A 23,962-nucleotide genomic window follows, 5' to 3' on the forward strand; every position below is an offset into this window, starting at 1 on the left:
TAGTTTGAAGTCTAGAAATAACCAGATTTGGTGCGGCAAACCCAATCACCCGAATATATGTGGTGTCACCCCGAGCATTTGTCGGGACGGGAATGGATTCCGGGAGGTCGCACGCACAAGCAGGAGCATGCTCTCATGAACTGGACTGACGAGCGAGTGGAAACCCTCCGCAAATTGTGGGCCGAAGGCCTGAGCGCCAGCCAGATCGCCGCCCAGCTTGGCGGCGTCAGCCGCAATGCCGTCATCGGCAAGGTCCACCGCCTGAAGCTTTCGAGCCGCGGCCGCTCGACGGCAGCGCCGGCCCGCCAGAAAAAGACGGTGCACGCGTCGACCGGCGTCAAGACCGCGCCGCGCGCCACGACCACCACGCGCACAGTGACGACCTCGATCGGCGCAACCGCGCTGCAGACGCAGTTCGATGCCGAGCCGGTGGCTCGCCACTATCTGCGCCCCGTCGAAAATGTGGTCGTCCCGATCTCGCGGCATCTTCAGCTCGTCGAGCTCAACGAGCGCACCTGCAAGTGGCCGAACGGCGACCCGCTGACGGAAGAATTCCACTTCTGCGGCAACGACGCTGCCGAGAGCGGCCCCTATTGCAAGTACCACTCGAAGATCGCTTTCCAGCCGGCATCGGAGCGGCGCAGAAGCCGCTGATAGTGAATAGTGAATAGTGAATAGTGAATAGTGAATAGAAAGCAGTGCGACGGTTCGCGAAGCGCAATCGCCTAATCTACTCTCTACTCGCTATTCTCTTTCCCCCTTCATCACAGCCAGCCGTTCTTGCGGAACCGCCAGTAAAGGAAGGCGCAAGTGGCGGCGATTGCCGTCAGCACCATCGGATAGCCGTATTCCATCCTCAGCTCGGGCATGTCGCTGAAATTCATGCCGTAGATGCCTGCGAGCGCCGTCGGCACCGCCAGAATGGCGGCCCATGAGGCGAGCTTCTTGGAAATCGCCGTTTCCTGGCTCTGCCCGACCAGAAGGCTCGCCTCGAAGGCGAACGCCAACACCTCGCGCAGACTGTCGATCTTTTCCTGCACGGTACGGATGTGATCGGTCACGTCGCGAAACAGCGGGTGCATTGCGGCATGTATCTGCGGCAGGTCCGCACTTGTCAGCCGCCTGCAGACCTCGACCAGCGGAAGGGCGGCGTTGCGCAGCCGCAGAAGATCGCGTCTGAGCATGTAGAGCCGTTCGATCTCGGCGGCGAGCATCGGCTTGAGCAGAACCTTGTCCTCGATCTCCTCGACCTCGTCCTCGATCTGCTCCAGCACCGGCATGTAGTTGTCGACGATGAAATCGAGGATGGCGTAGAGGACAAAGTCCTCGCCCTTGGCCAGCGAATGCGGACAGCTTTCCCAATGCTGGCGAACGGTGGCGTAGGAGGTCGACGGGCCGTGCCGGACGCTGACGATATAGCCCTTGCCGACGAACAGATGCGTTTCGCCGAAGGTGACGCGGCGATCGATCAGTTGCGCGGTGCGGGCAACGATGAACAGCGCATCGCCATATTGCTCGATCTTAGGCCGCTGGTGCGGATGCTCGGCATCCTCGATCGCCAACGCATGAAGATTGAACTGCGCCTGTACGCGCAGCAGGAGTTCACGGCTGGGCTCGAGAAGGCCTATCCAGACGACATGGCCTTCCTTGCCAGCCCACTCGCCGGCTTCCTCGACCGGAATATCGGCAACGCGCTTGCCTGCGGCATAGACGCTCGAGGCAACGATCCCGGCTTCTGCCGGAGCGGGCGCGAATTTGCGAACATGATCCATCACCACCTCCCGAAGGCAGAACCTTCACTGCGTGATGAATGCGCAGGTCAGCCAGTCTAGCGCAATTTTGCGGAAAGTTCGAGGATGCGGACCCCGCTCACTTCGCCGAGACTTCCACCGGCAGCACGACCTTGTCGGTCTTGTCTTCCTTGGGACGGTCGATCGGCATCTGGTCGCCGGTGACGACATAGTAGATCGTCTCGGCGATGTTGGTGGCGTGGTCGCCGATGCGCTCGATGTTCTTGGCGCAGAACAGGAGATGCGTGCAGGGTGTGATGTTGCGCGGGTCTTCCATCATGTAGGTCAGGAGCTCGCGGAACAGCGACGTGTACATGGCGTCGATCTGGTTGTCGCGGGCGCGCACGAATTCGATGCGCTCGACCGAGCGCGAGGCATAGACGTCCAGCACTTCCTTGAGCTGCGTCAGTGCCAGTTCGGCCAGCGCCTGCAGGCCGCGAAACAGGCTGACGGGCTGGCGGCCTTCCGAAACCGCGACCACGCGCTTGGCGACGTTCTTGCCGAGATCGCCGACGCGCTCGAGATCGGCCGAAATGCGGATCGCGCCGATGATTTCGCGCAAATCCCCTGCAACGGGCTGGCGCTTGGCGATGAGCACGATCGACTTGTCGTCGATCTCGCGCTGGGCTTCGTCGAGGATGGTGTCGTCGGCGATGACCTTCTTGGCCAGTGCCAGATCCGCATTGACGAGTGCCGCGATCGCCTGATCGACAAGGCGCTCAGCCTGGCCGCCCATCGCCGCAACCTTGCGGGTCAGGTATTTCAGCTCGTCGTCATAGGCACTGACAATGTGGTGCGACTGCATGAAGGTCCATCTCTCTTCGGAACCGGCAAATCACGATCCCTGAATCCATGCATATAGGCTAACGACATGACGGAAAAAAGAAAGCTTGGATTGGCGGCACGCTGACGCCACAATTCGGGCTGATAGCGCCTGCGCGAGGGGTCCGGAAACATAGTCTCCAACGAGCAGCGGTTATTATTTTAGCCGGCGCGCAAAGTGGTCTAGCGTTCCCGTGACGTCCATCCTCTTGACTGCAAAAGGCCGCGCGGTGTTCCACGGCACGATCACAAAGCTCCTTTCCTCCTGGAAGAACCGCGCGCAAGTTCACACGGCTCTTCACCTTCTCAACGCGCGCGGCATAGCCGTCGTCGGCGTGGCCTGTGTCGTGGGGGCATTGGCGGCGGTGACTGTCACGGCGATGAGCTGGATCGTTCAGGAGATGCACTGGCTGCTTTTCGGGCTGGAGCGCGGCGCGCGGCTGTCGGCCATGTTTTCGCTGTCCAGCTCTTCCCAGGCGCTGGTGCCGGTCATGGGCGGCGTGCTGCTCGGGCTGACGATCGCCTATCTCCGGCGCCGGCAATATCGCACGCCGATCGATCCGATCGAGGCCAACGCGCTTTATGGCGGAAGGCTGTCGGCCACGGACACCGCCATCGTTGCCGTGCAGACGATCATCTCGAGCGGCTTCGGCGCGTCGGTCGGGCTTGAGGCGGCCTATACCCAGAGCGGTTCGGGGCTGGCGTCCCGGCTGGCCCGCATTCTGCGGCTGCGCCGCAATGACGTCAGGATACTGGTGGGATGCGGCGCGGGCGGCGCTATTGCCGCTGCCTTCGGCGCGCCGTTGACCGGCGCGTTCTACGGTTTCGAGCTTATCATCGGTGTCTATTCCGTCGCCAATGTCGCGCCGGTGATGGCAGCCGCCGTCACCGCCTCGCTGACGGCGAGCTATCTCGGCGGCGCGCAATTTCCCATCGAAGTCGGCCCCGTGCCGGCGATGACGGCCATGCAGTATCTGCCCTATCTGCTTCTGGGCTTTGTGGCGGGTGCTGCGTCAATCGCCATCATGCAGCTGGTGACGGTCGTGGAGAAAGGCTTTTCGCGGCTTTCCATCGACGCAGCACTGCGTCCGGCGATCGGCGGGTGCCTGATCGGCGCACTGGCGTTGATCACGCCGCAGGTGCTTTCGAGCGGCCATGGCGCGCTGCATCGCGAACTGGCGATGAATTACGGCCTCTATGTCGTCGCCGAACTCTTCGTCCTCAAGCTGATCGCATCTGCCGTATCGCTGGGCTCGGGGTTTCGCGGCGGCCTGTTCTTCGCTTCGCTGTTCCTCGGCGCGCTGCTCGGCAAGATCTTTGCCGAGGCGATGATTTTCCTACTCCCGCAAACCGGGGTCGATCCGATGATCGCGGCCGTCGTCGGCATGACCTCGCTCGCCGTCGGCGTCGTCGGGGCACCGTTGACCATGACATTCCTGGCGCTGGAATCCAGCGGCAACCTCGCGCTCACCGGCGTTGTTCTCGGGGCATCGATCGTTTCGGCGGTGCTGGTGCGCGAAACCTTCGGCTACTCCTTCTCGACCTGGCGGTTCCATCTGCGCGGCGAGACGATCCGAAGCGCCCATGACGTGAGCTGGACGCGCAACCTGACCGTCGAGCGCATGATGCGCGAGGACGTTCGCACCTTGCCCGACACGACCACGATCGAGGAATTCCGCAAGCAGGTCCCGCTGGGTGCGGCACAGCGCGTAATCGTCACCGACGCCGACAAGAAATATGCCGGGATGCTGCTTGTCGCCGAAGTCTACGGCCTCGATGCGGGTGCTGAAGCGGAAACCCAATCCATTCGCACGCTGGCGAAATATCAGGACACGCTTCTGGTGCCGTCCATGAACGTCAAGGCGGCGGCGGATATCTTTGCCCGGTCGGGCAGCGAGGAATTGCCGGTCGTCGACAACTTCGCCAACCGCCGGGTGGTCGGGCTTTTGACCGAGGCCCACCTGCTGCGCCGCTATGCCGAGGAACTGGACAAGGCGCGCAAGGATCTTTCAGGCGAAAGCTGAGCGGCCTTGGCAAAGCTCGCCCGCGCCCTCACTTTCAAACAGGACAGAAATCGATAAGATTTGAAACAAAAAACTTTGCCTGGCGACACCGCAATAGTTCTAAATTACCGATTTACATCGTTAGATTCATAGATATAGCTATTGATACTCATGTTGCGGACAGGCAATCGCACCGAGGAACGGCAATGCTGAATGCACACAGCGAATTGCTCGACTTCATCGAGCGGGCAGAGAGACACCCCTCGATGTCTCTCCTCGTCGACGACTTTTCCCAGGTCATCGACCGGCAGGGCTTCAACGCTTTCATCATGACCGGCCTGCCTTCGGCCGGGATCGACGTCGAGCCGATGGTCATCGCCAACCATTGGCCGGAAGCCTGGTCCGATCGTTACAGGGAGCAGGTGTATTTTCCCGACGATCCGGTCTCGAAATGGTCGATTACCAAAGACCGGCCTTTCCATTGGCGGGAAGCCTGGAACGCATTTCCCGTCAGCAAGCGCGTCCAGCAGCTGAACGGCGAGGCCGCTGCTTTTGGCCTGGTCGACGGCATCGCCTTCCCGCTGCGGACCGCCAGAAGGTGGCAGGCGGTCGTGTCGCTTGCCAGCCACCACAGGATGGACATCGACAAGAAGGACGAAGGCCTGCTCTACTGCGCCGCCGTCTATTTCCAGATGGCCGCAAATGACCTGGCGTCCCAGAAGGCCCCTCCGCCTCCTACCTTGAGCGACAGGGAGCAGGAAATCCTGAAATGGGCGGCGGCCGGCAAGACCGCCTGGGAGATATCGACCATCCTCAATATTTCCGAGGCGACGACGCGCACCCACCAGCGGCATATCAATGCAAAGCTGGATACCGCCAACACAACCCAGGCGGTCATGGAAGCAATCAGGCAACACATTATTCACGTGTAAATTGCCGGTCAATCATCGATTCCGACGATAGCTGACAGGCCCGTTACGGTTCATCCTTCTGCGAGAATCAACCGCAGGGGGTAGTAGCCGTGCAAATCCACGTCGTTAATGCCGCAAACCGTCACCTCTATACCGCCGAACTCGAAGACTTCTTTCGTGCCCGCCACGCCATCTATGTCGAAGAAAAGCAATGGCGCGACGACGACGGGAGCGGCATGGAAATCGACCAGTTCGACACCGACGAAGCCACGTACATGATCGGGATCGTTGACGATCAGGTGATGACCGGAACCCGGCTTCTGCCGACCACCGAACCGCATATGCTGAGCGAGGTGTTTCCGCACAGCTGCAACTTCACCGGCGTCCCGCGGCAACCGGACGTCGCCGAATGGACGCGCGGCTTCATCGTGCCTTCCTTCCGCGAAAAGGGCCATGGCCCGATCAAGGGCCAGTTCTGCGGGACGGTGATGGAATACTGCCTGAACGAAGGCATCACCCGCATCGGCGGTATTCAGGACCTGTATTGGCTGCCGCTGTGGAAGCGGTTCGGCTGGACGGTGAGACAGATCGGAAATCCTATTCTGATCGACGACCGCTGGTGTGTCGCCGCCTATTTCGACGTCACGCAGGAGGCACGCGACCGCGCGCTCGCCAGGGGCAATCTCGACCATTCCATTCTGGTGCATCGCGGCCCCTACGAGCCGTTCATGCAGCAGTTCAGCTCGAGCCGGACAGGAGGCGCTCGTGCAGCTTAAAATGGGACAACACGAACACGGGGGGCACCCGGTGCGGCACCGGAACGGATCTCGGGCAGCACTCGCCAACACCGGGTACAACGACGATCTGGCGGTGCCCGAAATGCCCCGCAAGGAATATTTCGCTCAGTTCGTGAGCGAACTACGAAAGGAGATGCAAGCAGCCCGCGCAGAGGAGGCGCGGCTGCTTCAGGCGGACAAGGCGCATATTTCCGGAGGCGGCAGCCTCCGGAAAACGCCGAGCGGAACCGACTACATCCTGTGGGGCAGGATCGGCACAGGCGGTGTGCCCGATCTGCTCAACCGTATCGACGACGACATAGAGAGGTGCCGCGAGCCGGTCATCATTACCGGCACGGCCTTCTCCACCCGATACCGATTCAGCCGCTGGCTTTTGCGCAATGGTCACATCGCGCGAGCCGATCTCGGCGAAGATGGTTTGGTGGTCGCGAAATCGGCTTAGCCGAGCAAGGAATAGATCGCGTCTTGCGCACCCTTGTACGCGCGTCGCGATAAACAGGTTCGGCCTCCCCGGACATACCGCTCGTCCGGCGGCGGATATCATTCCGCCGCCGGAAAATGCACCGTGAAGGCCGCACCCTCGCCCAGCTTCGAGCGGATCGACAGGCGGGCGTTGTGACGTGTCAGGATATGCTTGACGATGGAAAGGCCGAGGCCCGTGCCTTTCTGCGAACGGCTGGTTTCCACATCCACCCGGTAGAAACGCTCGGTCACGCGCGGAATGTGCTCTTCGGGAATGCCGGGACCGAAATCCTGGATCGTGACCGTGGTTTCACGCTCGGCATTCGTGTCCGGGCCGCCGATCGAGACGACGACACGGCCGCCCGATGCTCCATATTTGCAGGCGTTTTCCAGCAGGTTCTCAAAGACCTGGAACAGTTCGTCGCGATCGCCCAGCGCCTCGAAAGTGCCGGTCGGGAAGTCGCGCTCGACGGTGACGCCGGACTCCCTGGCCAGCGGGCTGAGGGAATCGATGACGCTTTCCACCACACCGCGCAGGTCGACTTTCACGCCGGGCCGCAGATGCGACTTCATCTCCAGCCGCGACAGCGACAAAAGGTCGTCGATCAGCCGGGCCATGCGCGCGGTCTGGTTCTGCATGATCTGGAGGAAATGATCGCGTGCCTTGGCGTCGTCGCGCGCCGGGCCGCGCAGAGTCTCCACAAAACCCGAAATGGAAGCCAGCGGTGTGCGCAGCTCGTGGCTGGCATTGGCGATGAAATCGGCCCGCATGCGGTCGATGCGGCGCGTCTCGCTCTGGTCCTTGAACACCATGACATAGAGGCCGGTGCCCCTTCCGACGGCAGACGCGGTGACGCGAAAGACGCGTTCGATCGGCACGCGCTCGATGAAGTCGATCTGGCGCGACGCGGCATGGCCGAACAGCACGGCCTGTATCATCTCCTGCATTTCCGGCGCCCGGAATTTCAGCAGCAGCAGGATGCCGGGACGCAGCGCCCCGAAAGCGTTGACGGCGGCATCATTGGCATGGACGACCGCGCCGGCTCCGTCGAAGACGATCAGCGGGTCGGTGACGGCGGCGGCCAGGTTTTCGCCCGAGAGGCCGCGCGTGCCACCATTGGCGGTCTCCTCGGCCTCGGTCGCGAGCAGCCCCGCCGTGCGGCTGGGCGCAAGGCCCGCCACGACGATCAGCGCGCCCACCACGGCAGCGACCGTCCGGGTGTCGCCGCCTGCCCAGATGTGGACGGCAAGCACGGCTGCGATGGCTGCGGCCAGCATCCAGCGATTCTGGCGAAACCGGTGGGCAACCAGCCGCATCGCGCGGCGTATCCATTGTTCGCGGCCTTGATCGCTCATGCGAAAATCCCGTGATGCCTTGTACTTCGGGGTAAAACTTCACGCTGGACCAGTCTGGCCGCACCCAATAGCATGAAAGGGAAACCAAGAAAGGTTTGTCGAAATGAAAAACGCCGACGACGCGCCTGAGACCGCAGCAGCCAAGGAGACCGCGGGCCTCACACCGTTGAAACTCAAGGTCGGCGGCAAGGATCGGCTTTTCGACATCAACAATCCCGAACTGCCCGACTGGATCGACAAGAAGGCCTTGCGTTCGGGCGGGTATCCCTATGACGACAAGATGCCCTCCAAGGACTACGAAGAAACGCTGGAGCGGCTGCAGATCGAACTGGTCAAGCTTCAGGCCTGGATGCAGGCGACAGGCCACAGGGTGCTGACCCTTTTCGAAGGACGCGACGCCGCCGGCAAGGGCGGGACGATCAACGCGGTGCGCGAATACATGAACCCGCGTACTGCCCGCAACGTGGCGCTGACCAAGCCGACCGAAACAGAACGCGGCCAATGGTATTATCAGCGCTACATTTCGCATTTCCCGACGGCAGGCGAGTTCGTCACCTTCGACCGATCCTGGTACAACCGCGCCGGCGTCGAGCCGGTGATGGGCTTCTGCACGCCGGAAGAGCACGAGCATTTTCTGCAGGAGACGCCGCGTTTCGAAAAGCAGATCGTTCGTGAAGGCATCCATTTCTTCAAGTTCTGGTTGGATACGAGCCAGGAGATCCAGCTCAAGCGCTTTCACGATCGCCGCCACAGCCCGCTGACCAACTGGAAGTTCTCGCCGATGGATGTCGCCGGCATCAGCAAATGGGATGCCTATACCGAAATGCGCGACCTGATGGTGAAGCGGACCCACACTGCTGAAACGCCATGGACGATCGTCAAGGCCAACGACAAAAGGCGGCTGCGTATCGCGGTGATCCGCCACATTCTGCTCGCACTGCCCTATACGGGACGCGATCTCGACGTGATCGGCAAGCCTGACAAGAAGATCATCGGCGAAGGGCCGAAGTTCCTGAAGGGTTGAGCGAAAAGCCTGCAACGCCGGGTTAGAGACTGTTTGATAACTCGCCCTGCCGAGGCATATGGCGTGGTTTTCGAGAACCGGAGCGGAGTGGACATTTAGGTCCATGAGCACCGGAAGCGCAGAAAACCGCGTCAGATGACCGGCAGGGTAGAGTTAGCAAGCGGTCTCTAACGGCGTCGCGCTTGCCGGTGCGGGGTCTTGTGCCAGTGATGCGGGCGCTTCCACAGCTCGTAGACGGAGCACCATACCGCCAGCGACAGCATCAGCCAGTAGACCGGCGTCATCATGCAGACTTTCCAGAAACCCCGGCTTTCCCGCTCATTGAGCGTCATTCGGCCAAGCACCATGAAGGATGCATAGCCAAGCACCACGGTGGTGGAATCGAACGCCAGCAGGCCCCATTGCCAAATTCGCAGGGGAATACCGCCGCTGACCTGCACGGTCAGCACCAGGGCCGACAGGATCAGGAACGGGTGCATCAGCGCCGACATGACCATGCCGGCAAACAGGATCTGCGCCATGCAGAACGACGCGAAACGCACCTCGCGGGCGAGCCTGACGGGATTGCGCATGTGGACAAACCAGGTCTGTATCCAGCCCTTGAACCAGCGTTCAGGGTTGTTTAGCATCGTCCACAATGGGCTGGAATTAACGAGCAGAATCAAAGCTTAATGATCCACAGCTATTCGAGCATGTTCGCGTACTTCCAGCGAAAATGTTGCTATAGTGTTGCTACGAGTCGCGCATAGCAACAAGCCGGCAGGGAACGCCAGCCAGTGAAGAAGAGATTGACCGCCGTAGTCCTTGCATCGCTTCAACCGAAGGCGAGCGGCTATTACGTGTCCGACAATCAGCAGACGGGCTTGCGTGTTCGGGTAGCACCCTCAGGTGTTCTCACCTGGAATCTCGTCTACCGGATAAAGGGCGAGCCGGTTGCAAAGAGTGCTTCGCTTGGTGTGTGCGATCCAAACGGGAAGAATGGGCTCGGGTTGCAAGAAGCTCGCGAAAGGGCTGCCGAAATCATAAAGGCGGCTCGCCAAGGCCGGGACCTCTTGGAAGAAGAAGACGAAGCGCGGAAAGCCAAACAAGAGCGGCTTACCGTGAAAGAGCTCATCGGGCGCTACGCCAAACACATCAAGAGCCCTCACCGTAAAGGTGGCGCCCTCCGCACCGCCGATGACATAGATCGTCGATTAAAGCGGGCATTGCGCACCAAGTTTGACAGCGCCGCCGACGGCCTTCGACGTGGCGAAGTGAGTGACCTACTCGAACCTGTTGCAGACGGTCGCCCGCGTGAAGCTGAGAAACGCAGGCAGGTCATTGGCGCGATGTATCGTTGGGGACTGGCGAAAGGCTATGTAACGACCGACCCCACAGCCGGCACAGAATCGTATGGCAGGGGTGATCCACGAAACCGAGTGCTGTCGCCTGACGAGATGAAAACCCTCTGGGACTGGCTGGATGCCGGAGCTGATGAAATGACGCCCGACTGCATCGCGGTCCTTCGCGTGCAATTATGCACGGGGGCGCGGGTCGGAGAAATCGCCAGCATGGACGCATCCGAGATTGAGGATGACGGCGAACGGCTGCTTTGGACGCTTCCCGCCGAACGCTCCAAGAACAAGAGCGAGCGCGTCACCCCATTGGTCGGGCTTGCCCGGGAAATCATCCTGGAAGCCCACGAAAGGCATAAACGCGGACCTCTATTCAGAGCCGCCAAATCCGACCGGGCATTGCGGGCAACCGACCTCGGCCATGCGCTCAAAAATCGCGATTTGCCATGCAAGCATTTCACCACCCATGATCTGCGACGTACAGTCGTAAGCGCCATGGACGAGATGGGTATCGCGCTCGATACCATCGCAGCTGTCGTCGGCCACCAGCGCGGAACGAAGGACACGAGGACGCTGGTTCAACATTATAGCCGCCCACGCCTTAACGAGCGCGTCGAGGCGGCATTGACGTCTTGGGATGCCCGTTTGCGGGGTGTCATTGAAGGCCTAAAGGAACAGCCGGGCGACAATTTGGTGAGGTTGCGCGGATAACAGCTCCGTAGGGATAGGACGGCCATCCGACAAGCCGGTATTGCACCACCGGTTTCCCTGCGGTCCCCAAGGTGCGGTCGCGAAGGTGCTGCGATGGACGAGCGAATAGTATTTTGGAGCCGGCAGGAAGCGTGGCCTAGAGATACTCCCATATATGTGTTTTTGGCGCGCGCCGTTCATATTGTGGGAAAGTCCATGTTCCCAACAGAGTGGACTGAAGGTGAGCCGATAACCCCGGAGCCGTACCGGCTGAATTTGGCAATTAACGGCATCACATCGGCCTTGCCCCAGTCCACGGCTAAGCCGTGGCAAAAGGACACCGTTCATCGGCTTATTTTACGCCACCATCCAGAATTCAAAAGACCTCCAACTCGGCATGGAAAGTTTGGACCAGAAGGACTTACGTTCACTGCGGAAGAATGGCAGGCTGCCCATCAAACAGCACAACGTTTGGACGCTGAACGCCTAGTATCGCGCAGGCGATTTGACGTTGTTGTGCGCGAAATTGCCAATCAGATCGCTGACGGCATACTTAAATACGCATTACGGGATGCTCGGGGAGGTACGATCAGTTCTACCCTCTGCTCGCCGGATTTGTGGAATACTGAGAGCATCTCGCCCCGCTTCTACTGGTGTCAGATGAATAGAGAGAACCCGTTCGGGGTTGCTGTCGGGGGAGATGGATTTCAGTCCATTTTTATCGAACGGGCTACCCTTGACCGATTTCTTGCCTCGCGAGTGACGTCTCAGAGTTCGAAGCCCGATAGAGGGCCAAAGAAGGCCTATTCGCTTGAAGAAAAGCTATTGCCATACGCCCAAACGATCTACGAGGCTGTGGAGCGCGGAGAAAGCGAACCGCCCACTCGGGATGAGTTTGTCTCGAAATTTCGTGACAAGTTTCCCGATGTATCGATTCCCATAGTTCGAAGCCTTGTTTGGCCTACAAGGCCGAAAACTTGGAACCGAAGGGCTGCAAAGGGCAGTTAAAGTTTCGGCCACTAATCTCACCCTTAAGCCACATCCGTGCCAGTTACTGCCACCTTGCGCCACCTTACGCCACCATCTAAGCCACTGATTACGTGGCGTAATTAGGGGAGCAAAGGCGAACGACGTATTTTGTCCGCGTAGTCAACAACACACGCGGGTGAACGCAACCATGACCAAGATATCCGTCACCATCCCTGAGGCCGTGCAGATGACCGGCATCGGGCGCTCCTCCCTCTATACCCTCTTTCGCGAAGGTAAGATTCGGCCGCGAAAAAGCGGTAAGCGAACGCTGCTCCTTGTCGAGGACTTGAAGCGGTACGTCGAAAACCTTCCGGCTGCATCGTGAGGTGCAGCCATGACCCTACATAGAGAAACTGCCGCCCCGACTGGCATCGGGAACGGCAGCGGTAATTCGAAAGGTTCTACGCCTCAGATTTATCGCACCACCCTCGAAACTTCAATCTCTGATTATCCGGCCTTTGCAATCGCCAGTCGTTTTCGGCTGCCGACTTCAACAGCTCGGGAAGTCTGCCGCATGGCCGGCATCGGCGGGAGGCTCAGATGACAGCTCCCCACGAAACGGCCCTGTACGTGCGGTGTCCTAACGGCGATTCCAACAGGGAAAGCGCGGACGACTATTCCGATGTTGTTACTCGCCTTAGTCCAGAGTGGCGCGTCATTGTTTGCAAGGACCAAATTCAATGGATTTTGCAGCGCATTGATGGAAAGAGGCACGGCAGAACGCGATGGGTCGGTCGGAGCTATCTCCGAGACCGAGACGCATTGATCCAAGTCTGCCGCACCAATCTGGGCGAAATTGACCCCATTGCCCTGTCGGCCCTCTCCACACTCCCCGAGATGATTGGAGTTCAATCATGAGCAAGCCAAGCTATAGCGTTGTTGTGCGTGTTGAGCCCGACGGATCACCCTTCACCATAAAAGGCCGAGATGCATGGGCCCTGGTGAACCTGATCGAGGCTGGTGAAAAAGGCTGTACACCGCTCACAACGCCTGGACCTCGCTGGAGCGGCTATGTCCACAAACTGCGCCGTGCCGGCCTTGTGGTCGAGACTATCCATGAAAACCATAGCGGCCCCTTCCCTGGCACGCATGCCCGATATGTCCTGCGTTCGAGGGTGGTGGTCCTTTCAGAGGAAAGGGCAGCCGCGTGATCCAGCCGCAAATCAAAAAAGCGGCAGAATGGCTTGCGGCGGAGCAATCTCCGCCCAAGCATCTCCTGCCGTATCTTCGCCGTCGCTTCGATCTGAGTGCCCAAGAGGCCGTCGAAGCGATAAGGGAATCCAATTTGATCCTAGCGAGGGCCCACTGATGAGCGCTCGCGATTTCTCGAAAGTTTCCCCGGTTCTATGGCGGTCAGCGAGGTTTATGTCCTTGGATGACGTCGCGAAGGTACATTTCCTCTACTTCATCACGAACGCGCATGTGAACTCGTCAGGGGTTTATCATCTCCCGGATGGCTACGCCTGCGCCGATCTTCGATGCGATTTGGAGCAGTATCGGCGGAACCGAGCCATTCTCATAGACGCCAAGATGATTGATTGGGACGAGGAATGTTCCCTGATCCTGGTCGAACGCTGGTTCAAACATAATGGCCCGATGAGCGAAGACCACGCGACCGGAACCATGCGGTTTCTCAATACGATTGAGAGCGACCGTCTTCGAGAAAAGGCCGTAGAGGCGTTTCACGAAGCAAACGAAAGGCGGCGCGAAAAGGCGGCTGAGAAGCGCGCCGATCAGGAACGAAAGGCAGCTGAGCGGACAAAGATTACGGCTTCGATGGTGGGCGTTACGTCCAATCTTATGAAAACGAGAATGATGGGAGGCGAGCGTGCTTAGACCGTCTCCACACCCTGCCTACACCGTGTCCCCACTGTGCCTATACACCCTGTCCACACAGTCTAGTGACGGTGGGTACATACCAAGACCTAGACCAAGACCTAGACCTGATGCGGGCGTGCGAAGCTTGACAGGTTGTGCCCTTCATCACCGTTCTTCGGCTTTGGAAAAAAGAGCAGTCAGGAGCGTGGGCACCCAACTTTCATCACTCGAAATAACCGCTAGGAAACGGGCGGCAGAACCATTTTGCCAAGGAGGTACGCCGCATGCCTAATCAAAAGCCCCTCACCCTCAAACAGGCAGCCGGTATCGCTGGCGTCTCGCCGGATACCGTGGCCCGTTGGTGCAAGCGTTACGGGATTGGCAAGCAGCTTCATACGAAAGCACCCTGGCGAGTTGATCCTGATGGGCTGGCAATCGTCGCTGCTGGCGATGCCGCAGCGCTGAAAGAATATGGAGGCTCTAACCAGTAGCCTGTCGATTCAAGGCTTTATCGATGCGTTTAAGCGAATGAGTTTCACGGGCTACTTGGCCATTCCGCACCACTCGCTTAACCGCCGTGATAGCAACGGCGTCAACGCCCACCAGCTCTCGATTCCACCTTTCCAGGTCTTCTGAAGTCCAAGCTGAATCCACCTTGCCTTTGATTGTCTCGGCACCGGCAACGCGGAATTCGAACTGATGCGCCCCCGGAAGGACTCCAGCCAGTTGTCCTCTGAGTTCGCGGTCCATCTCTTCCAATGAGGTAGCATTTGCACGGTCGGCCCCCCTTGCCACAGCGTCCGCGCCGAATTGATACTCATCGTCGCCTGCAATCATTTTCAATGTTGCTCCGTTTTGACGCATGAGCTCAAAGAAATCGCGAGCGGTGGATAATATTCGCTGGTCAACCTCGACAACTGCTGTCTGGAATTCTTCTTCGTCTGCCTTCCCAAATGCTTCGAGCAATTCAGAAGCTTGCTCCACAGCCTTCTTCAAGCTCGTTTCGAATATCTGGTGTTGGTCACGAACCTCCTCCAGCAGAAACCCAAACGACCCTCGGACAATATTGGTGATGTGCATTGCAGCAGCGCTTTTATTGGCCACTGGCCCCTTAACGCCCAAACCCGTCGTGTTTCGAGCCAAAATCTTCGTGACCAAATCCTGAAAGGTTGATATGGCCCCGCTTCCGAATTCCGCCTCTATCCCCACAGAACCGACCACAGGGCGTCCACCGAAGAACAGCGCCGCAGAGGCATGCGCCTCCTCGGGCTCCTCAGCTTGACCCGCAATCTGTTCATCAATCTCCCGTAAACGCGACTCTAGTCCCATTCGTGTAAGAAAATCTGCCTCGGTGACGCGGTCAAGCAATCCAACAACGGCTGCTCGATCAGCCTTCACGTAGTCGCGGTCCAATTTTTTCAGCGAATTCATGGCGCTGCAACTCCACCCACATCTGGGTCAAGGCCCAGAATTAGCGACGCATCAGCATCGTCGGCTGCATTCTCCAGCCTTACCTTTAACATACCCTTCCAGAGGTTATCACCCCGGCGATGAGAAAAGAGACCCACGAAATATCTCGCCATCTCAATGGTAAACTCTGGATCGCCATTAAGGTCCACAAAAAGTGCATCCAATCGATATGTATGCTTTATTTGCCCCCTTTCCAGTATCGCTAAATTCGCATTTACCAACCCCTGCCAATTCAAGACCTGCATTGCGTGAGGAGGCCGATAAATGAAGGTTATGAGGTCGAGGTCATTGGGAACTTTCTGTTCCACGAAGCTTCCGTCAAGCCATTGGAAGCCTCGGGACAGTCCTATACCACGCAACTGCGCGCGGTGATCTAGCCATTTTCGAAGAATATCTTGGCGGTTCGGTGTTGTACCGAACGTAGTAACTACCTCGACCGCTGACGCCTCATAGGGGCTCAAATCCTCAGGGGCACCGCCTGGCCCATTTGGACCGACGAATGGCGGCAACACACCGTCAATTGTGAACGAGGGTATCGGCATCCCCACCCCGGCGAGACCCATCTGCGGAATTTACTGTACTTTGCCGATGATGCGGAACGCACGCAAGAGAAGAACTAGATAGATTATCTCCTTATCGTAATGGGAGACCGCGCTATGCGCCTCAGCGCCGCTATGATCGACAACATCCGGTTTCGGGTATCACCCGCAGAAAAGCGCGCACTCACCGCCGCCGCCGATCGCCGGGGCAAAACCTTGAGCGAATTCCTCCGGGAGGCCGTTAGTGAAACCGCGCAGCGGGTGGGTGCGTAGTCATGACCCTTCCATCCGCTCCCCCTATCTCAGCCTCACAGATCAACGTCGAACTCGGGCGCGCGCCCGATGCACCCTTCAGCATTACCGGGGCTGAAGAAAGGGCTTTGGCTGGCAAGCCCACCGGCCCGATATCGTTCTCAGACTTCCTTGCCCTTTTCACATCCGTTGCAGTCGTCGGTTCAAATGCCGCCACGATCACAATTCCCGCAGATTCTCAGGCGGGCGACCTGGCTGTGATGTATGATTTTGCAGTGGGAACACTCAGTGCCCCTCCCACCGTTACTCCGCCCGGTTGGACGGCGGTTACCAACAACGGCAATGGTGATACCCGGGGCATTACCTCTTACAGAATACTGACCGGTGGTGACCCCGGGGATACGATCACGGGCATGAACGGCGACGATATCAATCGCAAGGTCATGCGAGTTCTGCGCGGCAGGCAGCCGGTCACCACGGCCACGTCTGGCGGCTGGGACGGCAATATCACGGTCGTGGCCAACTCTCCCGGCAATATCAGTGTCCCCGCGTCTGGCGGCTCGACACCTCTGGTCGTGCTGGGATTTGCCGCCTCACGAGGAACTGTCAATACGTTTTCATCGTCGCCAGCCTTCGATAGTGCGAACGCTGCCAGCGCCACTCGGACCGGCTACAAGAGTTACAAGGGGACGGCCTCCAATCACACCGTCAGCATGACCCAAGCCGGCGACCGTAACGGGCTTGCAGCCGGCTATTTCCAGATCAGTTTCTAGCGGGGCCAAGATGAACCTCACCGATATTTTCAGCCAGGTCCTTCGAGGGTCACAATCGGTAATTAGGCCTTCTGGCGCAAATGCCCGTTACGGGGACGCTGGTAATTACCTTGCCAGCCCATCGGCAACGGTGGGTACACCGCCTCTTCTGGCTGACAACTCGCAGAATTCAGGCGGGCTACTCGGCCTCCTACAGCAAGGCATTGGCGGGCAGCAACAGGGTGCCGTTATGCCCGCCGCTCCATCGCCCATGACAGGGCTTGGCGAAAAGCTCGCTGAACTCGGCCCTATCATCGCCATGATGGACCCGATGGGCCGCAACAACACGATGGCCGCTGCAATGATGCAAATGCAGCAGGGCAAGAAGAAAGACGCCCGCGATACAGCAAATCAGAACCAGACGGTTGCATGGTTGCAGTCTCAGGGTATGGGTGAGCAGGAAGCGCATTATCTTGCCGCTGACCGTGACGCGTTGCGCTCCTGGTACGGGGAGTGGAAAGCAGGAAACAAGCCAGATTGGGCAATTTCAGAGATTTACGATCAAGCCGGCAGACCCCAGAAAGTCATGTACGACAAGCGCGACCCGTCACGTTACAACGTGCTGGGCGGATCGCAGTCAGATACTCTTTCGCCAGAGGCGGAGGCGCAGAAAGTTAGGATTGCGCAGGCAGGTCGAGCCGAAACCAATGTCAGTGTTGGTGCCGAAAAGGGTTTCGACAAAACCGTAGGCGAGGGCTACGGCAAGCGCTTCCTCGACTTGCAGGAGCAAGGTTCAACGGCACAGCGGGCGCTCAACTCCCTTGATGTGATGGGAAGCTCTCTTTCCGACCCCGGTTTCTATTCGGGCGCGGGCGGCGACTCGGTGCTGCAACTGAAGCGGTTCGGTGCCTCCCTTGGCATGAACCCCGACGGCATCACCTCCATGGAGCAGTTCAACGCCATGTCGAAACAGGCGGCTTTGGACAGTATGGGCGGCTCGCTCGGCTCCGGCTTCTCGAATGCTGACCGCGATTTCGTAATTGATCAGGTTCCGAATCTTGGAAACACCCCGGAGGGCAACCGCAAGCTGGTCGATATCCAGCGCAAACTGAATGAGCGCAAGCGGGATATCGCCGGCATTGCCCGAGACTATGCGTCCCGCAACGACGGCAGGATTGACGCCGGGTTTGACGACTATCTAGCGAAATGGTCAGAGCAGAATCCGCTGTTTCGCAATACGCCCCGAGATTCCACAGGCCGGGGCGCAGGAAATGAAACAGGGCGTCAGCGCGCCCGAAACCCCAAGACCGGGGAAACCGTCGAATGGGACGGCACGCAGTGGAGGCCGGTACGATGACCAGCAAGATTCCGGCACCACCTCCCGGTTTTGTCATCGAGGAAGCACCCCGCGATTTGCAGGGGCCTCCGATGTATCGCCCGTTTAAGAGCGGGGAAACGCGCCCCAATGAGGATGGATCGTACTCGACGGAGGTATCTACCACCTGGCAGCAGCCAGACGGCCAGTGGACCAATATTCCGTCGCTTTGGATGGGACCGAATGGCCCGACGCAGTTCAACCCGGACGATGAAGACGCCATTACCGCCACTGCCCGGAACTATGAACAAGCTCGCGGCCAGACATTTCCGCGCTTCAATAGCCTTCAGGATGCGGAAACCTCCGCCCGGTCACGCTCAGAACAGGGTGACGCAGGGATGATTCCTCCGCCACCTGGTTTTGAGTTGTTGGAGATGAACGACCTCGGTCACGGTGTACCTCAGTTCGTTCCTCCGGGCGTTGAAGGGTATGATCCAGCAACAGGGCTTGTAACAAAACCTGCCCCCAGCCTCAGCGCAGCCCAAGCTTTTGCTAATGGCGCAGCTGATGTCGGTACATTTGGATTTGGAGATGAAATCGCCGCAGGTATCGGAACCTTGGCCGATATGCTTCCTGGCGGACATGGTGAGGGTTACACCAGCATACTTGACGATATTCGCAGTAGGCAGAAAGCCGGCGCGGAACAGCATCCTATTGCCAACGTAGCCGGCATGGTGACGGGTGGCGTTGGCGGCGGCTTTGGATTGGCGCGCGGTGGCCTGTCTCTCGCAGCACGAGCGGCCCAAGGCGGTAAAGGCTGGTTTGCCCGCATGCTCGGCGGTGCTGCTGATGGCGGCATTGCCGCTTTCGCATATGGTGCAGGCAGCGGCGAAGGCACAGCAGGGCGATTGAGAAACGCCGCCGACAATGTCCCTCTCGGATTGGCCTTTGGAGCAGGTGGCGAGGCTGTTGCTACAGGTCTGGGTGCCGCTGCGCGTCGCATCTTCAGTGGAGCTGATAATGTCGCTCCCGGAGCGAACCCGGCCGCAAATGTCTCGCTGGCGCAAGAGTTCGGCATCCCTCTTTCTCGGGCACAAGCTACGCGCTCTGTCCCACAGGCAAACATCGAAAACCAGCTTCGGAGCCAAGGTGCGATGTCAGCCTTCGACCAAGCTCAAAAGGAAGCCGTTGGACAGTCAATTAGCGATGTGCAGAGCCGGCTTGCATCCGGCGCTCCCATTATCCCAGGCCAAGCGTCCGCCTATGAAGGCGTTCCCGGTGCTCTTCGCGGTAAACGCGATGCTCTTAAATCCGCAAGCCAGGATGCCTATGAGGCCTCGGTAAACCCGGATGTGCTTGTCTCAGGCGAAGCAGTTCGCTCAATACCGGATTTCATTCGCAGCAAGCTTTCCGCCGACGATATCCTGATTGATCCGATGTACCACCAGGGCGCGGCGCGGGCGATGTCCTTCGTTGATGACTATATCGGGCGCATGCCCGCAGTAGGTGGCGACGTGAAGGGCGTTCAGGCCCAATTGCGTTGGATTGAGAACCTGCGTGCCGGCATTCGCAAGAACTTCCCGCCGATCGGCCAGGACGCCCCTGCCCTCAAAGCCATCAGTAGCGCAATCGATGATTGGACCGACGATGTTTTTGACAAGGGGCTCGTCAGCGCCAGTGACAATGTCTTGTCCGAATTGAAAACCGCCCGCTCCAAGTGGTCGGAATACATGTCCATGGCCGATCCAAAGCCAAAGAAAGGCGGCAGGCTTAATCCTCAATATGAGGCGCAGGCCAAGGTTCGTAACATCATGGATAAAGATTTCTCGCCGGAAGAGATTGGGCAATACCTGTGGGGTTCTTCGGTCGCCAGCCCAAAGAACGCTTCCCTCATGACGGCAAATGAACTCCGCAAGACGTTGGGAGTTGATAGCCCAGAATGGAACGGCATTCGCCAGTCTTTCTGGCTCCGCGCCACTCGGGCTGGGGATGAAGCCCTGAATCCTACTCAGATTACGAAAAACCTCGATGGGCTGCTAAACGGCAACGGTAAGGGCGTGGCCATGATTTTGTTCAGTCCAGCCGAGCGCGACTTGATGTGGAAATATGCCAGCGTCATGCGGCACCTGTCCCCCGCTCGTCAGGGCATAAATGGATCCAATACAGCCAATCGTCTAATGCCGGCGTTGCAAAAATACGGAACGGCAATTGTCGGCGCTCTCGCTGGCGGTGGAGGCATGTGGAGCGGCTTGGGCCCCTTAGAGGCCTTGGGCGTTGGAGCCGTCTCTACCGGACTCCTACGTGGCGTCAACAGCGTTGCTCAAGCCTCTCGCGCAAGCACCGCCACCCGTCTGCCTGTTCCAGTCAATCCATCCGGGTTGGGCGGCGCAACGCTCCGTGGGGGTTCGGTCCCACTCGTTCTCGGTCAAGAGAAACGGCAGCCACTTCAAATTACTGTAGGGAGGCCACAGCGGTGAGCGCGTCAACGAGGCTGGTAAGGCTCGCCGGTCCATCCCCTGACGGTTTCGTAGACCCAATCGCCAAATGGCAGCGACACGTTCTGATGAATAACTGGAGCGAAGAGATAGAAAAGCAGCCCCATAACCAGAAGGGTCCCTATCACGCACGTAATCCGAAACACTACTTTGCCCGTGGGCGAGAAATGTTCAGGCGGGCGGAAATGATCGAATTGGCTCATACCCCGAAGAATACTCGAAAATTGAGGGCGTTAGAAGTCAGATGACCCAGCCAATCCCCACCCTTCCCGAGCGAATGGATCAAATCGAAGCAACCTTGGTCGCAGGACTTGCAGGAGAAGATATCTCAGAACCCATTTTCGCTATCGTTTGCGAGATGTTATGCGAACCACTCTCAATTCACGCCGATATTTTTGAACACGTGGCTGTGGCTCGTGGCTGTCATGCCGCCGCTCAGGAGTTGCACCGGCAGGGCAAGCATACGATTGCGGAAGGCTTTTCAGCTATGGGTCAAGACATCTTGGCGAAGACGATTGCCGTCATTGCGGAATTCGCCGCCCTGGACCGGTACATTTCGGGAGAGACCATCCATTAAGCGCCTGAAAACAGACGGATATCAGACGAAAACCCCGCTGAAAACAGTGGCAGAACAGTGAAGTGACAATTGACCTGCGCTTGTGCAAACGAAGATTTTTCGGGCATCACATTGCGCGTAGACGAAATCATCAAGACACCGAGTTCCAGAGAGCACAGAAAATCGTTCGCTGAAGCGCTCGGGCCGCTTTGAAAACAAGCGTTTAGTGATTTTTAAATTGCCCAAGCCGCATTTTTTGGCTTCGGCCAGATAAGTCAGCTTCTTAAGCAGTTAAAAATCAAAGATTTAATTGTGTCTAGCCAGTTCAAAGGCTGTCCGTGAAGTACGTTCTGATTCATTCTCAGCAAGCTTTCGCTTCAATTCAGCCATGGCCGTACAGTCGGAAGCGGTTGGCACCTTGCGGCCATTCTTGTACTTCATCCAGATATCAAGCGCCGCCACGTAATCCTGAGCGGTGTTTTGCAGTTGGCCATCCCGGTCTAGCGCTTCAATTAGATCGCCAAATCTCCGACGGTCAATGCGAGCATATTTTGCGCGGGTGCGCCCGTCGGAAACGCTCGCAGCAATATGTTCGATCTGATTTTGTATCGCGCGCCAATCGTTCTTGAGCTCTTCCCGTGTATTCGTCTGATTGTCGGTTTCTTTCGCACCATTCGTCGCCTCAGCCGCTTCAACGAAGCCATTGCGAAGCTGATTAATACCTTCGAGAGCAGAAACGAACTGCTCGTCCAAGTTTTCTAGGCCGTTCCGTATGTTAGCAAGCGCGCTTTCCACTTCGGACTTATGATTCTCCACGATCTTTTTTGCGTCTCCAACAGCTTTTTGAAGGGAATTGACCTCTCCCCGGAAGAACCACCAACCAATAAGAACGCCGACAACTGCTGCAAAAACCGTGAGAAACCCTGACAGCAAGAGAGCTTGTGCTTCTGTCAACGCGTACCAAAATGTTTCCATCGCTTCCCCCTGATAGCGAATTCCTCGCTACATCCCTGCGCAGTTCTGTGAACGGGCCGTATGAGTACGGTCCAGTGAAACCGAATATTCCTGGACCCGCTTGCCAATATTTCCGAGAACCTGACAAAACCTGACATTGCAGCCGTTCTTGCGGTGCTAAAGTAGGCGGGAATATGCTGAGGAGTTAACCTGTCTATCTCTAGTTAGTTCAATGATTTAGCCGCATTAGGTGGGCCAGCAGCTAATGGCAGTGCACCGTACCAGCGCTGTTATCCATATGGCAGCATTGACCTGGTGGCGAGCTCTTCCGGCACCCGCCTCCATGCGCGAGCGCAGACGAAGTAAATGTCATAACGGCAAGAAGCGCTAGAATCGCTTTCATATAACCCCCCATGTTTTAACCCCATGGCAGGTAAGCACCTGAACAACTTCCGAGCAAGCACTTCCGAGATAAATCGGAACCGAAGCAAAATCCTCGCACCGTCAAACGTTCCAATATCAGCAGATCGATATGACGGGTGCCCCGTAGGCAGTAATTGCCAAGGAATCGCCGATGCGCTTTTATGTACGGGCGGCGGAATTCTTAAAGGGCACCATGAGCATATCACTCCGCTATTATCTCTTTCCCTCAGACGGCAACCCGCTCCGACTTTCTCATCGACTAGTAGAAGGCCTAATCTCCGGCAGGGACTTCCTACCCGAGTATGCTGGGACGCGGCAGACGGCAGTTACGGCTGTCGTGGCTACTGAAGAGGGCAAGCCAACGCGTCTCGTACGTACAGAAGGGGCCATATGGGAGTTTGACGAGGACGGGGGCATTCGGGAAGGATTACAGCGAGCTCTTGGCCTGGCGATGAGCTCCATTTCGCCTTCGTGGGAGACCGATCAGACAGTTGTGGCACTTCGTCCTAAGCTGGACCAGAAACAGTATGATGCGGAGTTTCGTTGGGAGCCAGGACAGGCCGAAATCGATCTGATGGTTGCGGACATCTGGCCAAAAAAGAAAACGGATCGACTCAAAGTCACTAAGGGCGTCACGAAGCGCAAGCCGCCTCTCACCTATGATGCCCGACACGCAATAAATGAAATTTCGAGCCTGTTCTGGAAAATCTCAAACGCTATTGAGCAGTTGAAGGAGCCAAGCCAGAAGGGCTTTGGCTTTGAAGCACGTGAGCGGTCGCGTTACGACCCAGATTACGCGCCTCTCTATCGTGCCATAGCGGAAATGTCCGAATGGCAACTTGAGGTTCAAAGTCGCAGACGAACCGGCAAGGGTATTTGGTATGCAGTTGTAGAGGTGATGAACTGGCAGGATAATGTCGGCGAGGCTGCGGAGCGTCACTACGAGCGATGTCAAAATCGGAATCAAGCGGTTATCGCCGCAAGACGGCTGCTCGCTCAGCATGCGGAAAAATTCGGTGATTACATCACGGTCGAGGCGGAGCTGATGACCGATCTTGAATGGGAAAAACGAGCCTACCCAGATTGACAGCATGATCTGTCATGGCCGTGACTTTTTGAGCCTGACCCCGGCGCCCTCGCCGTTTTCCTCCACGAACAGTACGCCAGCGC

General features: G+C 58.1%; 25 protein-coding genes. 18 read left to right on the plus strand and 7 right to left on the minus strand.

What is annotated here, in order from left to right:
• Positions 1-135: 135 nt before the first annotated feature.
• Positions 136-654: a GcrA family cell cycle regulator gene (locus BM413_RS26560; RefSeq protein WP_091917882.1), complete on the plus strand. Its 519-nt coding sequence runs from the start codon at positions 136-138 to the stop codon at positions 652-654.
• Between the two features lie 110 nt (positions 655-764).
• Here BM413_RS26560 and BM413_RS26565 read toward each other — a convergent pair whose 3' ends face one another.
• Positions 765-1,772 carry a magnesium and cobalt transport protein CorA gene (locus BM413_RS26565; RefSeq protein ID WP_091917883.1) on the minus strand — a complete coding sequence of 336 codons (1,008 nt, stop codon included), beginning with the start codon at positions 1,770-1,772 and terminating at the stop codon, positions 765-767.
• 97 nt (positions 1,773-1,869) lie between these two features.
• On the minus strand, positions 1,870-2,595 hold the full coding sequence (gene phoU, locus BM413_RS26570; protein WP_091917884.1) for a phosphate signaling complex protein PhoU: 726 nt from the start codon (positions 2,593-2,595) through the stop codon (positions 1,870-1,872).
• Positions 2,596-2,857: 262 nt separating this feature from the next.
• Between phoU and BM413_RS26575 the strand changes: the two genes are divergently transcribed.
• From BM413_RS26575 to BM413_RS26590, 4 genes are all read left to right on the plus strand, one after another.
• Complete coding sequence (locus BM413_RS26575) at positions 2,858-4,636, plus strand: chloride channel protein (protein ID WP_244538039.1); 1,779 nt, start codon at positions 2,858-2,860, stop codon at positions 4,634-4,636.
• 185 nt (positions 4,637-4,821) lie between these two features.
• On the plus strand, positions 4,822-5,547 hold the full coding sequence (locus BM413_RS26580) for a helix-turn-helix transcriptional regulator (protein ID WP_091917885.1): 726 nt from the start codon (positions 4,822-4,824) through the stop codon (positions 5,545-5,547).
• Positions 5,548-5,636: 89 nt separating this feature from the next.
• On the plus strand, positions 5,637-6,302 hold the full coding sequence (locus tag BM413_RS26585) for an acyl-homoserine-lactone synthase (protein WP_091917886.1): 666 nt from the start codon (positions 5,637-5,639) through the stop codon (positions 6,300-6,302).
• Entirely contained in the window at positions 6,292-6,765 is a 474-nt protein-coding gene (locus tag BM413_RS26590) for a hypothetical protein (RefSeq protein WP_133304777.1), read from the plus strand. Before BM413_RS26585 ends, BM413_RS26590 begins: the two co-directional genes overlap by 11 nt.
• A 98-nt stretch (positions 6,766-6,863) precedes the next feature.
• Here the strand turns inward: BM413_RS26590 and BM413_RS26595 are convergent, their stop codons facing one another.
• Positions 6,864-8,141, minus strand: coding sequence for an ATP-binding protein (locus tag BM413_RS26595; RefSeq protein ID WP_091917888.1), 1,278 nt, complete (start codon positions 8,139-8,141; stop codon positions 6,864-6,866).
• Between the two features lie 103 nt (positions 8,142-8,244).
• Between BM413_RS26595 and ppk2 the strand changes: the two genes are divergently transcribed.
• Positions 8,245-9,165: a polyphosphate kinase 2 gene (ppk2, locus tag BM413_RS26600; protein ID WP_091917889.1), complete on the plus strand. Its 921-nt coding sequence runs from the start codon at positions 8,245-8,247 to the stop codon at positions 9,163-9,165.
• 167 nt (positions 9,166-9,332) lie between these two features.
• Here the strand turns inward: ppk2 and BM413_RS26605 are convergent, their stop codons facing one another.
• On the minus strand, positions 9,333-9,830 hold the full coding sequence (locus BM413_RS26605; protein ID WP_139238656.1) for a hypothetical protein: 498 nt from the start codon (positions 9,828-9,830) through the stop codon (positions 9,333-9,335).
• A gap of 123 nt (positions 9,831-9,953) precedes the next feature.
• Between BM413_RS26605 and BM413_RS26610 the strand changes: the two genes are divergently transcribed.
• The 6 genes from BM413_RS26610 (at position 9,954) to BM413_RS32765 (ending at position 14,527) form a co-directional block, all read left to right on the plus strand.
• Positions 9,954-11,210: a tyrosine-type recombinase/integrase gene (locus BM413_RS26610; RefSeq protein WP_175544449.1), complete on the plus strand. Its 1,257-nt coding sequence runs from the start codon at positions 9,954-9,956 to the stop codon at positions 11,208-11,210.
• A 195-nt stretch (positions 11,211-11,405) separates the two neighbouring features.
• Positions 11,406-12,197 (plus strand): hypothetical protein, encoded by a 792-nt coding sequence (locus BM413_RS32760; protein ID WP_139238657.1) that lies wholly within the window; start codon positions 11,406-11,408, stop codon positions 12,195-12,197.
• Between the two features lie 169 nt (positions 12,198-12,366).
• On the plus strand, positions 12,367-12,543 hold the full coding sequence (locus tag BM413_RS26615; protein WP_091917892.1) for a helix-turn-helix domain-containing protein: 177 nt from the start codon (positions 12,367-12,369) through the stop codon (positions 12,541-12,543).
• Positions 12,544-13,072: 529 nt separating this feature from the next.
• Positions 13,073-13,369, plus strand: coding sequence for a winged helix domain-containing protein (locus BM413_RS26625; RefSeq protein ID WP_091917894.1), 297 nt, complete (start codon positions 13,073-13,075; stop codon positions 13,367-13,369).
• Positions 13,370-13,589: 220 nt separating this feature from the next.
• Positions 13,590-14,054 carry a hypothetical protein gene (locus BM413_RS26630; protein WP_139238658.1) on the plus strand — a complete coding sequence of 155 codons (465 nt, stop codon included), beginning with the start codon at positions 13,590-13,592 and terminating at the stop codon, positions 14,052-14,054.
• Between the two features lie 266 nt (positions 14,055-14,320).
• A complete protein-coding gene (locus tag BM413_RS32765; RefSeq protein WP_139238659.1) occupies positions 14,321-14,527 on the plus strand; it encodes a MerR family transcriptional regulator in 207 nt (68 codons plus the stop codon).
• Here the strand turns inward: BM413_RS32765 and BM413_RS26635 are convergent.
• Complete coding sequence (locus BM413_RS26635) at positions 14,517-15,467, minus strand: hypothetical protein (protein WP_091917896.1); 951 nt, start codon at positions 15,465-15,467, stop codon at positions 14,517-14,519. The two genes, BM413_RS32765 and BM413_RS26635, sit on opposite strands and share 11 nt — an antisense overlap.
• A complete protein-coding gene (locus tag BM413_RS32770) occupies positions 15,464-15,814 on the minus strand; it encodes a DUF6932 family protein (protein ID WP_139238660.1) in 351 nt (116 codons plus the stop codon). Before BM413_RS32770 ends, BM413_RS26635 begins: the two co-directional genes overlap by 4 nt.
• A 348-nt stretch (positions 15,815-16,162) precedes the next feature.
• Between BM413_RS32770 and BM413_RS26645 the strand changes: the two genes are divergently transcribed.
• From BM413_RS26645 to BM413_RS26665, 5 genes are all read left to right on the plus strand, one after another.
• Entirely contained in the window at positions 16,163-16,318 is a 156-nt protein-coding gene (locus BM413_RS26645) for a plasmid mobilization protein (protein ID WP_175544450.1), read from the plus strand.
• Between the two features lie 2 nt (positions 16,319-16,320).
• On the plus strand, positions 16,321-17,070 hold the full coding sequence (locus tag BM413_RS26650) for a hypothetical protein (RefSeq protein ID WP_091917899.1): 750 nt from the start codon (positions 16,321-16,323) through the stop codon (positions 17,068-17,070).
• A 10-nt stretch (positions 17,071-17,080) separates the two neighbouring features.
• Complete coding sequence (locus tag BM413_RS26655; protein WP_139238661.1) at positions 17,081-18,406, plus strand: hypothetical protein; 1,326 nt, start codon at positions 17,081-17,083, stop codon at positions 18,404-18,406.
• On the plus strand, positions 18,403-20,841 hold the full coding sequence (locus BM413_RS26660) for a hypothetical protein (RefSeq protein ID WP_139238662.1): 2,439 nt from the start codon (positions 18,403-18,405) through the stop codon (positions 20,839-20,841). The genes BM413_RS26655 and BM413_RS26660 overlap by 4 nt, the downstream gene beginning before the upstream one ends.
• A 262-nt stretch (positions 20,842-21,103) precedes the next feature.
• Positions 21,104-21,436 (plus strand): hypothetical protein, encoded by a 333-nt coding sequence (locus BM413_RS26665; RefSeq protein WP_091917902.1) that lies wholly within the window; start codon positions 21,104-21,106, stop codon positions 21,434-21,436.
• A 285-nt stretch (positions 21,437-21,721) separates the two neighbouring features.
• Here the strand turns inward: BM413_RS26665 and BM413_RS26670 are convergent, their stop codons facing one another.
• A complete protein-coding gene (locus BM413_RS26670) occupies positions 21,722-22,390 on the minus strand; it encodes a hypothetical protein (protein ID WP_091917903.1) in 669 nt (222 codons plus the stop codon).
• Between the two features lie 553 nt (positions 22,391-22,943).
• Between BM413_RS26670 and BM413_RS26675 the strand changes: the two genes are divergently transcribed.
• The gene (locus BM413_RS26675; protein WP_091917904.1) at positions 22,944-23,879 is read left to right on the plus strand and encodes a hypothetical protein; all 936 of its coding nucleotides are present in this window, start codon (positions 22,944-22,946) and stop codon (positions 23,877-23,879) included.
• The last annotated feature ends 83 nt before the right edge of the window (positions 23,880-23,962 follow it).

Source organism: Mesorhizobium sp. YR577, assembly GCF_900116595.1.
Taxonomy (GTDB): Bacteria; Pseudomonadota; Alphaproteobacteria; order Rhizobiales; family Rhizobiaceae; genus Mesorhizobium_M.